The sequence below is a fragment of the Bacteroidota bacterium genome, from assembly GCA_034439655.1.
In the GTDB taxonomy this organism is placed as follows: Bacteria; Bacteroidota; Bacteroidia; order UKL13-3; family UKL13-3; genus CANJUD01.
The window spans coordinates 1-13,244 of record JAWXAU010000043.1; the positions used below are offsets into that span (position 1 = coordinate 1).

Sequence of the window (13,244 nt, forward strand, 5' to 3'; positions counted from 1 at the left end):
TACATCCCGAAAGCCCCGCTTAATCCCGATAATTATCGGGATGCGGGGGGATTAGTCCCTTTCTTTTGGACTATTATATATTGAGTTTCGGTATAAATTATTTGTCTATCATAATTTAGATAAAAAATCAACAAATAACAACGAACAACAACAGATTATCAATTAGTTTAAATAAAAAATTGCTTTAATAAAAATTGTCTCTATGTTTGTGTTTCTTTAACTTAAAAAAAATAAAAACATGAAAAAAACAGTATTATTTGTTGCAGTTATTGCTGCACTTTCTTTTGCTTCGTGCAAAAAAGACCGTACTTGTACTTGCACCACTACTAGCACCATGAGTGGAGCAACTCCAAGTATAGCGGTGGTGGATTTCCCAAAATCAAAGAAAGGTGCAGCACAAGCTATTTGTGGAACCAATCCATTTGCAAGCAGTGGCAAGAATCAAGTTTCTAAGACTGTTGAGCATTATGATGCTAAGAACAACCAACAAGCTTACACTGTAACCACAGACTGTGTATTAAAATAAGCTTTTAAGTATTCTTTAAAAGGCGTCTTTCTTAATGGGAAGACGCCTTTTATCCTTATGATATGCTTAAAATTTTATTAGGATTTCTTGCTGCACTGCTAGGTGCTGTTTTTGTCTTTTCGGGCTATACCAAATTATATCCTATTGAACCGTTCGAATATACATTTGTCGATTTGGGGTTCATCAATTGGCAAGCCTCTCCCTTTGTGGCTCGCATACTTATAGGTCTTGAATTCCTTATTGGGTTTCTACTTATATTTAACATTTACCTTCATAAAGTTGCCTATAAATTGGGCATCGGTGTACTTTTATTATTTTCTGTTTACCTAATATTATTAATTTCGCTCAACGGAAATAAAGGCAATTGCGGATGTTTTGGTTCTTATATACAAATGACTCCATTGGAAGCATTGGTAAAGAACATCATCATGCTTGCAATATTTTTCGTTTTGCACAAGTATTATAGGGGCAGGGTTTATAATAGTTTTACAAAGGGCTTGCTTATTGAAACAGCGTTGTTTCTTGCCTTATGCATTGCAGCATACAGTGGTGTCCTTATTTGGCAAGAGTTCCAATATATGCTTAATTGGCAATCATATTATTTGTTGATTCCTGCATTTGCATTTGGTTTTTTGCCTTTCATTGTTATAATATATTTTGTGCAAAAGCTTGTACTGCAAAAAAGTAAAAATACAATTTCACCGCCGCTATCTGACAGTGATAAACCTCCGCAAAAGTTGAACAATAAAAAAATGCCATGGCTCATTGCATTACCCATCATCAGTTCGTTTGCGATGCCATTTATACTTAATCCTGTACAACTTGATTATTCAGAAACGTACCTTAACAAACCCGAAGAAAATTATGAACTTGAATTGGATTCTTTATATAATAATGCCAGAATTATTGATCCTGCTTCTAAAGAATTCTTAAGTAAAAAAGAACTCTCAAAAGGAAAACATATAATTATATTTCTGAGTTTAACCTGCCCGCATTGCCGCATTGCTGCCAATAAAATTAGAATCATGCACGAACGAAATCCGCATATCCCTTTTTACATGGTGGTGAATGGTGACGATGAAAATTTAAAACCCTTTTTCGCGGAAACACATACTGAAAACATTCCATACTGCATGCTCCTAGGCCGAAACTTTGTGTACTTGGCAGGAATAAATTTGCCTGTTATATACCTGTTGAACAATGGAATAGTGGAACATGAGGTAAACTATATGGATTTGGACCAAGACGAAATGGAAAAATGGATTATTAGGAAGAAGGAATAGGGGGCTAGGGATAAGGGCCATTCGGCAGCCCACCACTACTCCCCTTTCCCAGATCAGGCGTCAGCTCATTACCCATACCCTTACTACTTCTAACTTCCTACTTACTACTTCCCTTCGCCGCGGCGAACTAACTTCCTACTTATTCCTTACCACTCCGAAGGCAATAAAAATTAACATTTTGCGTTATGGCTTACAGGTAGTTGATTTGCAGGTTGAATAAACGCAGCATTTACCACCCTCGCTCAAACATGCTCTTTAACAAAAAGAAAAGACTGAAACTATTGATGTCATTGATGTTGTGTGCTGCCCTTAGTAGCAAGGCTCAGCGAAATTTGCCCTCATACGATTATAAATTATTGCACTATGGTTTCACTGTGGGGTTTAGTTCTACCAATTTCAAGCTGAACCACGATGCCAGTTTTTTTCCAAACGATACCTTGGCTTCAGTTATTTGCAAACCTCAAGCTGGTTTCAATCTAGGTGTTTTGGGCGATTTGCATTTGGGCAATCACTTCGATATCCGCCTTATCCCATCGCTACACTTCGCTCAACGCAATATCGAATTTGTATTTCGCAAAGACAGTTTATTATCAGTAGCAAAAATTGAATCGACTTATGGCGAATTGCCATTGATATTCAAATACAAATCGGACAGAATTAAGAACACCCGTTTTTATGTAGTGGCTGGCCTTATCTACAGCTTCGATTTTACGTCTAACAAAACGGTGGCCCGCAAGCCCGGTGATGCTTTTGTAGCAGTGGGCACTAATAATTTAGGCTACCAAATAGGCATGGGCTTCGATTTCTATTTCCCTTATTTCAAATTCTCGCCCGAAATAAAACTCACCAATGGAATCAACAATGTACTGGTACGCGATGGCTCAGTTTATAGTAGCAGCATCAGCGGTTTATTTTCTAAAATATTGCAGTTCAATTTCTATATTGAATAATACAATCCTCTAATAATTTTTTATCGTGAAGTTTGATTTGCTGGCCACCGATAATGCCACCCAAGCACGGGCTGGACTTTTGCATACGCCCCATGGCTCTATTGAAACGCCCATCTTTATGCCTGTAGGAACTGTAGGAACTGTAAAATCTGTTACCCAATACGACCTGTGGAACCGCATTAAAGCACCCATCATTCTGGGCAATACCTATCACCTATTTATACGACCTGGAAACGATACCCTAAAACAAGCAGGCGGCTTACCTAAATTCATCAATTGGCCAGGTGCCATGCTTACCGATAGTGGCGGCTATCAAGTATTCTCCTTAGCCGGCAGTCGTAAAATAACTGAGCAAGGGGCTACCTTTCAATCGCATTTGGATGGGAGCAAAATTGTGTTCACGCCCGAGAATGTCGTCGATACGCAACGCATCATTGGTGCCGATATTATCATGGCTTTTGATGAATGCCCGCCCTACCCTGCCGAAAAAAAATATGTGGAGCAAAGCATGCACCTCACCCACAGGTGGCTCGATAGGTGCTTTGCCCAAATGAACAGCACCAAACCTATATATGGATACGAACAAGCACTCTTCCCTATAGTACAAGGTGGTACCTTCCCCGATTTGCGTGTACAGTCTGCCCAATATATTGCCAACAAAGACACTTTTGGTAATGCCATTGGCGGCCTTAGTGTAGGCGAACCTACAGAAGATATGTATAGCATGACTTCTCTAGTATGCGATATCCTGCCCAAGGCAAAACCGCGTTACCTCATGGGAGTGGGCAAGCCTGAAAATATACTGGAATGCATCTCACGAGGTATAGATATGTTCGACTGCGTAATGCCCACCCGCAACGCCCGTCATGGATATATATTTACCACACGCGGCATCGTGAATATAAAAAACGAGAAGTGGAAAAATGACTTTACACCACTCGATCCTTTGCTTACGCCAGAGTATAGCATGGCCTATACCCGCCACCTCTTAATCAGTTCAGAGTATCTCGGATTTATTATAGCATCTATACAAAATCTTTCCTTTTATTTGTGGCTGGTTCGCGAAGCAAGAATGCATATACTGGAAGGCGATTTTGCCCAATGGAAACAGCATATACTGCCGATAGTTTCCAAAAGATTTTAACTTGAAAGAAGATCATAAATATAGTTATGGCCTAATTCTCAAATTGGCCATCCCCATTATTATCGGGCAAGTGGGCAATGTACTTATGGGTCTCACGGACACCTTCTTTGTTTCCAAACTGGGTGTAACAGAAATTGCAGCTTCAGGCATTGGAAATTCCGTTTTTTTCACCACCATTGTTATAGGTATTGGTATGATGATATCTGGCTCGGCGGTGGTTGCTGAGGCATTGGGCAATAAGGACCCCGAACGTATTGGTAAACTATATCACAGTGTGGTGTGGTCGGGTATTATGTTCGGGGTGCTAATGAATTTGGTGGTGCTGTTTCTCTCTTTCAATTTTGGGTGGTTTCAACAAACGACGCAGGTAAATGCGATAGCCCCGCAATATTTAAATATTCTGGGGCTCTCCGTAGTGCCGCTCACGCTATTTATTGGATTAAAAAACATGAGCGATGGCCACGAGGATACCACACCCGGGCTTATTATATCGTTAGGTGCAGTGGTATTAAATGCATTGCTCAACCCCCTCTTCATCTGGACTTTCAATATGGGTTTCAATGGCTCAGCTTGGGCCACTTTTGTTACCCGCATTTGCATGGTTTTGGCAATATGGTTGTACTTACGCGGCAACCACAAATACCGTGTGTGGCGTTATCATATTGGGTTAAAAGATTGGCTCATGGCCATCCCTTTCCGCAAAGAGCTAAATGAGTTTTTAAAAGTGGGCCTTCCTTCGGGCTTACAATTCTTTTTCGAGATAGCAGCCTTTGGCGGTGCGGCGGCAATGATGGGCAATATCAGTGTGGTGGCAGGTGCTTCGCATGTGGTAGCGATACAATTGGCAGCACTCACTTATATGGCGGCTACAGGCTTCTCTGTTGCGGGTAGTATACTCACTGGCAGTGCCCGTGGGGCTGGAGATACCCAAGGCATTCTCGTTGCAGGCAAACGCAGCCTAGTGATGGTTACTGTATGGATGAGCTTTACCTGCCTGTGTTTTATTATATTTAGTCAAGAACTTACTGCCTTGTTCAACCACAAACACGAGCCCGAACTGCAGCAATACGCTGCCAGCTTGCTAATCATTGCGGGCTTCTTCCAATTGGCCGATGGGCTGCAATGTGTAGGCCTGGGCATACTGCGTGGCATAGGCGATACCCGCGTACCCACTTGGATTACACTAGTAGCTTATTGGGTTATAGGCTTGCCCTTGGGCTATATATTGGGGCCTGTATTGGGTTACGATGGAGCTGGAATTTGGTGGGCACTTTGTGCGGGGCTTTGCTTTAGTGCTGTGGCTTTAAATTGGAGGTTCTTTGGGTTGGTGAAGCGTATGGGCAAAAAAGCAACTATACAGTTTAAAAGCTGTTGAACTTTCACTGTTTCTATGCTTACATTTGAAGAAATTATTTATAGTATATGATTTTCTTTAAATGCGGCGGCTATTGCTCAGCCTAAAGACTAAAAACAGAATGAAAAAACTCCTCTTTCTTATCGTCCCATTTATCTTGCATTCTTCCTACGCCAAGGAAGTACATAAGCCTGATACGGTTTCTGTAGGCATATATATCAATAGCATACATGATATTAATTTCATCAACAAAGAATATACAATCAATCTTTGGCTGTGGTTAAAATATAAAAACCAAGATTTTGACTTCTCCAAGTATCTGGAAGTACCAATGGCTAAAACCGTTGACAAATCTTTCTATACGGAAGACACCTTACAGGATGGTAGTATATACATGTTGATGAAATTGCAATGCGTGATGAAAGATTCATGGAAAATACAGAATTTTCCTTTTGATCGTCAGAAATTGAGGTTTACCATTGAGAATTCCCAATATGATGTGAGTGATTTGATTTTTGTGGAAGATACTTTTGGTCAACATTATTCTAAAAGTACGACGATGGACTGGTCCATGATTCCTGATAGCTTTAAAATTACGACAGGCATTAAAAAATACGAAACATCATTTGGAGACCCCTCTTTGACGCTGCCGCATTCCGAATTCAGCAATTTTAAAGTGCAAATTGGCATTGAGCGGGATTCTTGGTGGTTGTTCCTGAAATTATTTATTGGAATGTATATATCTTTCCTATTATCTTTCTTGTGCTTTTTTATTCACTGGGAAAGCATTGAATCACGATTTAGTTTGGGGGTAGGCTCTTTATTTGCCGTCATTGCCAATAAATACGTGATTGATTCCTCACTCCCAGAATCGACTTCCTTTACCTTGGTTGATTCGCTCCACGGCATTACCCTATGTTTTGTTTTTGCCGTTGTGGCATGTGCTGCATATTCGTTGAAACTCGTTAAAGCAAATAAAATTTCACAAACGATTAGGTTTGATAAAACGGCTTCTCTGATGCTGCTGTTGGCCTACCTCATTTTAAATGGTTGGTTTATATATAAAGCGTATTATTTACAGGCGTAATAGAGATAGTCTATACTTAATTTCGGCAACATTAATTTGTATAAAATGAATCATCCCGCTCTTCCACTATAAAGGCCAAATTTTCCCTTAAATATAATTCCAATTTCACTATTATTGCACTACATAAAACAATACTAATAAAATGAAAACACATACATTAAAAAAGCAGTTCTCTTTAGTGGTAATGCTTATGAGCATGTGCTTCCTTTTAGTACAATGCAACCGAAAACCTTGCAAAGATACAGTATGCCAAAACGGTGGCACCGTGGTTGAAAAAACAGGTGGCTGTGGCTGCAATTGCCCTACTGGCTTTACTGGCGACTGTTGTGCTACTCGTGTCGATAATATGAAATGCAAAATAAACGGTAGCGAATACAAATCCATTATAGTGGTGAGTGACACTACTACAGGCCCTGCGGGCACTTATAGATCTATTGCTGGTTTCACCACCTTCGATACTACCGATGTTGTTGTGGTTAATTTTTATAATAACTTGCCCGTAGGCACATACACCACCAACAATTTTAATTTTATGGGAGGGTATCTCAAAAACAAAAATACGATATACCAAAGCAGCAGCGGCACCTTAACCTTAACCAATGTTACCCAACGCTATGAGGGTACTTTTAACTTTACAGGCAGACTGCTCTCAGCACCACAAGATTCGGTAGTGGTTACCGAGGGTAGTTTTAGTTTGGAAAAGTGAGAGTAGGAAGTTAGTTCGCCGCGGCGAAGGGAAGTAGGAAGTTAGAAGTAGGGAGTTTGCAGCAGGGAGTTTGCAGTTTGCAGTTTTGTAAACATATTTATTTTGCAGGTGTTGGGCAATTATATTTGCAGGATACCCTATTCCAAAGAAAAAAATCTCCTGACCTATCTAAACTGCATTACAAAAGCTTACCTCTCATTTATACAAAAAACAAAACTTAATATAGCTTTTGTATTATTCACGGGTTTAGTAATAACGGGAAAGCAGCCGGTGGGTTATCGGGATTAAGCGGGGCTTTCGGGATGTAGTTCGGCATTACCATTCTAAAAACTAAATCCGCCACAGGCGGAGAACTATTTTAGTTTAAGAATGGGTATTAGTTTTTAGAATGGGATACATTAACTATTATAACAACTAACCCTTAATTTTGCTGCACTATATGGAAAAATACGATATCACCATTATTGGTTCGGGCCCTGGCGGTTATGTGGCCGCCATTCGCTGTGCACAGTTGGGAATGAAGGTAGCATTAATAGAAAAATATAATACACTTGGCGGTACTTGCCTCAATGTGGGCTGCATACCCAGCAAAGCCCTGCTCGATAGCAGCGAACATTATCATAATGCCACACACACTTTTAAAGAGCATGGTATAGAAACAGGCACGGTAAAAGTGAATCTCGCCCAAATGATTAAACGCAAAAACGAAGTGGTGAAACAAACCTGCGATGGCATCAGTTTCCTGATGAAAAAAAACAAAGTGGAGGTATTAACAGGCACTGGATCATTTGTGAGCCCCACACAAATAAAAATTACCGACGCCGCAGGCAACGAAACTATTATAGAAACAAGTAAAACTATTATAGCCACAGGTTCCAAACCTGTATCATTGCCCGGTATCGACATCGACAAGAAACGCATCATTACTAGTACAGAAGCATTAAACTTGGCGGAAATTCCAAAGCATTTAATTGTAATAGGTGGTGGTGTAATAGGCCTAGAATTAGGATCAGTATATGCCCGCATAGGCAGCCAGGTAAGTGTAATAGAATATGCCGATAGTATTATACCCACCATGGACCGCACTATGGGCAAAGACTTAGGAAGAGTACTAAAAAAACTGGGCTTTAGCATTAATACAGGACATAAAGTTCAGAGTGCAGTTGCCAAAGGAAAAGAAGTAATAGTAAAAGCCACCGACCCACAAGGCAAGGAGGTGGAATTTAAAGGCGATTATTGTTTGGTATCAGTAGGTCGTAAACCTTATACCGAAGGATTGGCCTTAGACAAAGCTGGTGTGAAAACCGATGAGCGGGGCCGCGTGGAAGTTAACGAGCATTTGCAAACCAATGTACCTAGCATATATGCCATAGGCGATGTGGTGAAAGGTGCTATGCTGGCTCACAAAGCCGAAGAAGAAGGGGTACTTGTAGCGGAATATATATCGGGACAAAAACCACATATAAATTATTTATTAATTCCAGGCGTAGTATATACTTGGCCCGAGGTAGCATCGGTTGGATATACCGAAGAAGAATTGAAAGCCAAAAACATAGCTTATAAAATGGGAGCATTCCCATTCCGTGCCAGTGGTCGTGCCCGTGCCTCTATGGATTTAGACGGTCAAATAAAAGTACTTGCCGATGCTACTACCGATGAAATTTTGGGCGTACACATGATAGGCCCCCGTGCCGCCGATATGATTGCCGAAGCAGTGGTTGCTATGGAGTTTCGTGCCAGTGCCGAGGATATTTCTCGCATGAGCCATGCCCACCCAACATATACTGAAGCTTTTAAAGAAGCTTGTTTAGCTGCAACTGGGAACAGGGCTTTGCATGTGTAATTAGTTTACTGATTATCAATAATCTGCAATAGCTCGTCGAGCTTGGGTGTGAGGATGATTTCTGTCCTGCGGTTTTTGCGTCTGGCTTCTGGAGTTTTAGCAGGGTCAATAGGCATGTACTGACCACGGCCAGCAGCCATAATTCTTTTGGGATCTATGCTACCATCTTTGGTAAGTATTCGTACTATACTGTTAGCACGCATTACGCTAAGGTCCCAATTATCTTGCATCTTTTCACTTTTCATGGGTACATCGTCGGTATGACCTTCTACCAATATATTAATATCTCTTTGTTTTTCCAATACGGTTGCAAGTTGCAACAAAGCTTCGCGGCCTTTCTTGTCTACATCAGTTTTGCCCGATGCGAATAACAATTGCTCGCTAAGCGATACATATACTTTACCATTCTTTATATTGATTTCCAATCCTGCATCTTTAAATCCCAATAATGCATTACTCACCGATGTTTTCAAAGCTTTTACTGCCGAGTCTTTGCTGTGAAGAATTTGTTGAAGCTCCGCTAATTTTGCTTCCTTCTCCTGCAAGCTTTTATCACGCTCTTGCAAGCTAGTAGCTAAAGTACCTTTCTCGCTTTGCAGTTTTTTTTCTTCGTCCTTTAGCTGTGTCATTTTAGCTTTCATTTCTTCATATTCTTTGGCCCTTTCGTTATACTTGGCCTCTAGCTCTTTCAACTGCTCCATTTTACGCTGGGTTTCAAGACTGCCAAATTTAATTTCCTTTTCGTAGGTCTCATTCAGCACTTTATATAATTCTTTTTGTTTGGCAACAATAGCAGCCGTCTCCAAGCTGTCTTCTTTAAGTTTTTGTATAATTCTTTTGGTGCTTCCTACTTGTGCATCAAGGGCCGAATCCTGCTCCCGAAGTTTAGCATACATTTCGAGGCAGCTTTTATTTGCTGAATCGGAAGCTAGTTTTGAAGCTTGCAAATCTTCAAATTTACGCATCGGCACACAAGAAGTAAACGAAATGATTAGCCCGCTGATAGCTACCAACGAAATTTTCTGCAAAAAAGTATTATTATTTGTACCCATGATATTCAATTGATTATAGTTTAATTTGGAATTAGTGACCGTATTTTTACTGAACTACAAATATAATGTGCAACCAATGGTAGACAATTGCGTTATTACCCACATATTAAAGGCAACTATCTAAAATTATTATTAAAAAAAAGAATTAACAAAAACAACACTTGTTTAAATCAAAACAAAATCTATTTTTGCACTCCAAAAAAAAATTAAACTTAGTAAGAAAAGAATCATGAAAAAAGAAGAATCAACCTCGGGCTTTTCAGCCATGTTTGCATTTATTGTTGTACCAGTAGCATTTATTGTGGGCATACTCACCTACGTCTATGTGCTAGGCAACCCACATAATTTTCAAGGTGGCGACATTGAAAAGGAGCCTGTAAAAGATGGTATTGAGCATTGGTTTGGTGTTATTCACAAGGGCGGATTAATTGTTCCCATTCTTTTGAGTTTGCTACTCACCGTTATTATATTTACAGTTGAGCGTTTTGTTACCATCATAAAGGCGACCGGCTCTCAGAACATCAATGTTTTTTCTCGCAATATCAAAAATAAACTTGATACAGGCGATGTACAAGGAGCCATGCTTGCCTGCGATAAGCAAAAAGGCAGCATAGCGAATGTTGCCCGTGCAGGTTTGGCTAAATATAAAGAGATGAGTGAAAACCATGAGTTGGCCAAAGACCAAAAAGTATTGGCTATTCAAAAAGAATTTGAGGAAGCTACCACTTTGGAATTACCCATGTTGGAAAAGAACTTGGTCGTATTATCTACCATATCATCGGTTGCCACACTGGTAGGTCTATTAGGTACTGTAATCGGTATGATTAAAGCGTTCTCGGCTATGGCCAATGCAGGTGCACCTGATGCTTCAGCACTGTCTACTGGTATTTCAGAAGCTCTTATAAATACAGCTTTAGGTATCGGCACCTCAATTTTAGCTATTGTGTTCTATAATATGTTCACCACCCGTATCGATAAACTTACTTATGGTATTGATGAGAGTGGTTATAGCATTACACAAACATTTGCAGCCAAGCATAGTTAATCTTTGAGCAGCTAATTATTATATAAGCAATGCCAAAAGTAAAAATTCCCCGCAAAAGTACTTTCATCGACATGACGGCCATGGTGGACATGGGTTTCCTATTGGTAACGTTCTTTATGTTGGCCACTAAATTTAGACCCGACGAGCCCGTACTTGTGGTATTGCCATCGTCTACACTCACTACGCCCATCCCTGACAAAGACTTAATTACTATAACTGTAAGCAAAGAAGGTCGCATATTTATAGGTATGGACAATCCCAAGCACATGTCAGACATGCTAGATGGCTTTATTACCCGCTTTGCCCCTAATATCAAATTAAATGCAGAACAAAAACAAAAGTTTAGTTTGCAAACTAGTTTCGGTGTTCCTGCCAAAGATTTGTCCAGTTGGCTAAAACTTGAACCAGAGGAATTGAGGAGAAGCCAGCCCGGTATTAAATGGGATAGTATACCCGATAAAAATGAACTATTCTTCTGGGTGTGGAATGCCCGTTTGGCAAGTCCCCGTTCTCAAATAGCCCTTAAAGCAGATGGGGAGACCAACTACCCAATAATTAAACAAGTAATTCAGGTACTAACTAACAAAACCATTCAAGGCCACCGTTTCCAAATGATCACAAGTCAAGAGGAAAACAGAATGGCAGGCAGTAAACCTAAAGAGAAGTAATAAATCGTTAAATCAATCCGCCACGGCGGCGGACATTAAAACATCAATAAAAAATGGCAGATATAGAAAGCTCCGGCGGAGGTGGGGGCAAACATAAAGGGAAGAAAAGAGGCAAAAAACTCTCAACCCGAATAGACATGACACCCATGGTGGACTTGGCATTTTTGCTAGTTACCTTTTTTATGTTGGCCACCACAATGGCTAAACCAAGTGCCTTGGAAGTAACCATGCCCACAGATGAAAAACCTAAAGAAGATATAACCATACCTGAATCAAAGTCCATGACCCTGATTTTGGGAAAAGATGATCAAATATTTTGGTATATGGGTATGCTAACCAAAGACCCTGTGATATCTAAAACCACTTATGGCCCTGCCAATATTAGAAAAGTATTAAAAGCAAAACAAATAGAAGTGAGAAATATTTTTGTTCAAAAAGCTAAAAGTCAGGAAATAGTGGTATTAATTAAGCCGATGAAAGATAGCAAATACCGCAACTTAGTTGATATATTGGATGAGTTTGAAATTTGCGGCATCAAACAATTTGCAGTGGTAGATTTTCAACCAGATGACCAGAAAAACCTGAAGAAAAAAGGTTTAGTAGAATAATCGTTTACCAAAATAGGATAAGGAAAATCAAACCCAACAAAAACACACAGCTATTATGATGAACTTTTTTAGAAACGATACTCTCGAAATTATTTTCGAGCGTAAAAACAAAAAGTACGGTGCATACGCCTTACGTTTACTTTACCCTCAAATTATTACCCGCTCAGGTATTATTACTATCTTAGCTTTTATATTGTTGATGAGCTCGCCAATGATTGCAAGTTATTTTAAAGAAGACAGAGAAAAAGAGAAAGAGGAAAAAAAGAAAAAAAGATTGGTAGAGTTAATAGCTCCTCCTCCACAAGATTTGGAAAAACCGCCTCCACCGGTTATACCACCCCCACCAGTATTGAAAATGCAGCAGTTCACCCCGCCGAAAATAGTTGAAGACGAAAAAATTGATGAGAAACATCAGATAGAAGAGAACAAGGATTTAAAGAAGGCTGACGTTGAAACAAAAGATGGTTTGGATAAAATTAAAATTGAGGAAAACATTACAAAACAACAAGACCAAGTACCAATTGAACCCCTTGATGCTGGCCAAGTGGACGAAATGGCTAAATTCCCAAAACTTTATGATTACCTCGAAAACGAAATCGAATATCCTGCCTATGAAAAAGATGCGGGTATTGAAGGTACAGTAAATGTGCATTTTATAGTAGAACTGGATGGAAGTCTTTCCCATATATATGTGGCCAAAGGTGTTAGCAAAGGCTTAGATGAAGAAGCACTGAGGGTGATGCGTAAAATAAGTGGGGCTGGCAAATGGACAACTGCCAAAAAACAGGGTAAATCGGTTAGGGTAAATTATGTTTTGCCTATCAATTACCAATTAGAAGAATAATACAATCATTCAGTAGATTGATATATAAAGGCTCGCTAAATAGGGTCTGCTCAAAAACTCAGCCACCAGGAACAATTGTCTATTTTGAATTAAAAGCATAGTATAATGAATAATTATTCTTCTTTTTCACATGA

13 protein-coding genes are annotated in these 13,244 nt (G+C 39.8%); 12 read left to right on the top strand and 1 reads right to left on the bottom strand.

Annotation, left to right across the window (positions count from 1 at the left end):
- Window positions 1–238: 238 nt before the first annotated feature.
- From SGJ10_02730 to lpdA, 8 genes are all read left to right on the top strand, one after another.
- On the top strand, window positions 239–526 hold the full coding sequence (locus SGJ10_02730) for a hypothetical protein (GenBank protein ID MDZ4757041.1): 288 nt from the start codon (window positions 239–241) through the stop codon (window positions 524–526).
- A gap of 62 nt (window positions 527–588) precedes the next feature.
- On the top strand, window positions 589–1,809 hold the full coding sequence (locus SGJ10_02735; GenBank protein MDZ4757042.1) for a hypothetical protein: 1,221 nt from the start codon (window positions 589–591) through the stop codon (window positions 1,807–1,809).
- A 248-nt stretch (window positions 1,810–2,057) separates the two neighbouring features.
- Window positions 2,058–2,759 carry a porin family protein gene (locus tag SGJ10_02740; GenBank protein MDZ4757043.1) on the top strand — a complete coding sequence of 234 codons (702 nt, stop codon included), beginning with the start codon at window positions 2,058–2,060 and terminating at the stop codon, window positions 2,757–2,759.
- A 25-nt stretch (window positions 2,760–2,784) separates the two neighbouring features.
- The gene (gene tgt / locus SGJ10_02745) at window positions 2,785–3,903 is read left to right on the top strand and encodes a tRNA guanosine(34) transglycosylase Tgt (protein MDZ4757044.1); all 1,119 of its coding nucleotides are present in this window, start codon (window positions 2,785–2,787) and stop codon (window positions 3,901–3,903) included.
- A 1-nt stretch (window position 3,904) separates the two neighbouring features.
- Window positions 3,905–5,278: an MATE family efflux transporter gene (locus SGJ10_02750; GenBank protein ID MDZ4757045.1), complete on the top strand. Its 1,374-nt coding sequence runs from the start codon at window positions 3,905–3,907 to the stop codon at window positions 5,276–5,278.
- A 100-nt stretch (window positions 5,279–5,378) separates the two neighbouring features.
- A complete protein-coding gene (locus SGJ10_02755; protein ID MDZ4757046.1) occupies window positions 5,379–6,344 on the top strand; it encodes a hypothetical protein in 966 nt (321 codons plus the stop codon).
- 142 nt (window positions 6,345–6,486) lie between these two features.
- Window positions 6,487–7,050: a hypothetical protein gene (locus SGJ10_02760; protein ID MDZ4757047.1), complete on the top strand. Its 564-nt coding sequence runs from the start codon at window positions 6,487–6,489 to the stop codon at window positions 7,048–7,050.
- 439 nt (window positions 7,051–7,489) lie between these two features.
- The gene (gene lpdA, locus SGJ10_02765) at window positions 7,490–8,893 is read left to right on the top strand and encodes a dihydrolipoyl dehydrogenase (GenBank protein ID MDZ4757048.1); all 1,404 of its coding nucleotides are present in this window, start codon (window positions 7,490–7,492) and stop codon (window positions 8,891–8,893) included.
- 5 nt (window positions 8,894–8,898) lie between these two features.
- Here lpdA and SGJ10_02770 read toward each other — a convergent pair whose 3' ends face one another.
- Complete coding sequence (locus SGJ10_02770) at window positions 8,899–9,945, bottom strand: OmpA family protein (GenBank protein ID MDZ4757049.1); 1,047 nt, start codon at window positions 9,943–9,945, stop codon at window positions 8,899–8,901.
- Window positions 9,946–10,174: 229 nt separating this feature from the next.
- Here SGJ10_02770 and SGJ10_02775 point away from each other — a divergent pair, with 229 nt between their 5' ends.
- Genes SGJ10_02775 through SGJ10_02790 form a run of 4 tightly spaced genes read left to right on the top strand, consistent with a single transcriptional unit; the run spans window position 10,175 to window position 13,110 of the window.
- On the top strand, window positions 10,175–10,990 hold the full coding sequence (locus SGJ10_02775) for a MotA/TolQ/ExbB proton channel family protein (GenBank protein ID MDZ4757050.1): 816 nt from the start codon (window positions 10,175–10,177) through the stop codon (window positions 10,988–10,990).
- Window positions 10,991–11,019: 29 nt separating this feature from the next.
- Window positions 11,020–11,658, top strand: coding sequence for a biopolymer transporter ExbD (locus tag SGJ10_02780; protein ID MDZ4757051.1), 639 nt, complete (start codon window positions 11,020–11,022; stop codon window positions 11,656–11,658).
- 53 nt (window positions 11,659–11,711) lie between these two features.
- Window positions 11,712–12,266, top strand: coding sequence for a biopolymer transporter ExbD (locus SGJ10_02785; protein MDZ4757052.1), 555 nt, complete (start codon window positions 11,712–11,714; stop codon window positions 12,264–12,266).
- 55 nt (window positions 12,267–12,321) lie between these two features.
- Window positions 12,322–13,110 (top strand): energy transducer TonB, encoded by a 789-nt coding sequence (locus SGJ10_02790; protein MDZ4757053.1) that lies wholly within the window; start codon window positions 12,322–12,324, stop codon window positions 13,108–13,110.
- Window positions 13,111–13,244: the final 134 nt, after the last annotated feature.

What these genes read in the sequence shown, in the direction of transcription:
- SGJ10_02730 (MDZ4757041.1), top strand. Translation starts at nt 239, where the DNA reads ATGAAAAAAACAGTATTATTTGTTGCAGTTATTGCTGCACTTTCTTTT.
- SGJ10_02735 (MDZ4757042.1), top strand. Translation starts at nt 589, where the DNA reads ATGCTTAAAATTTTATTAGGATTTCTTGCTGCACTGCTAGGTGCTGTT.
- SGJ10_02740 (MDZ4757043.1), top strand. Translation starts at nt 2,058, where the DNA reads ATGCTCTTTAACAAAAAGAAAAGACTGAAACTATTGATGTCATTGATG.
- SGJ10_02755 (MDZ4757046.1), top strand. Translation starts at nt 5,379, where the DNA reads ATGAAAAAACTCCTCTTTCTTATCGTCCCATTTATCTTGCATTCTTCC.
- SGJ10_02760 (MDZ4757047.1), top strand. Translation starts at nt 6,487, where the DNA reads ATGAAAACACATACATTAAAAAAGCAGTTCTCTTTAGTGGTAATGCTT.
- lpdA (MDZ4757048.1), top strand. Translation starts at nt 7,490, where the DNA reads ATGGAAAAATACGATATCACCATTATTGGTTCGGGCCCTGGCGGTTAT.
- SGJ10_02770 (MDZ4757049.1), bottom strand. Translation starts at nt 9,945, where the DNA reads ATGGGTACAAATAATAATACTTTTTTGCAGAAAATTTCGTTGGTAGCT.
- SGJ10_02775 (MDZ4757050.1), top strand. Translation starts at nt 10,175, where the DNA reads ATGAAAAAAGAAGAATCAACCTCGGGCTTTTCAGCCATGTTTGCATTT.
- SGJ10_02780 (MDZ4757051.1), top strand. Translation starts at nt 11,020, where the DNA reads ATGCCAAAAGTAAAAATTCCCCGCAAAAGTACTTTCATCGACATGACG.
- SGJ10_02785 (MDZ4757052.1), top strand. Translation starts at nt 11,712, where the DNA reads ATGGCAGATATAGAAAGCTCCGGCGGAGGTGGGGGCAAACATAAAGGG.
- SGJ10_02790 (MDZ4757053.1), top strand. Translation starts at nt 12,322, where the DNA reads ATGATGAACTTTTTTAGAAACGATACTCTCGAAATTATTTTCGAGCGT.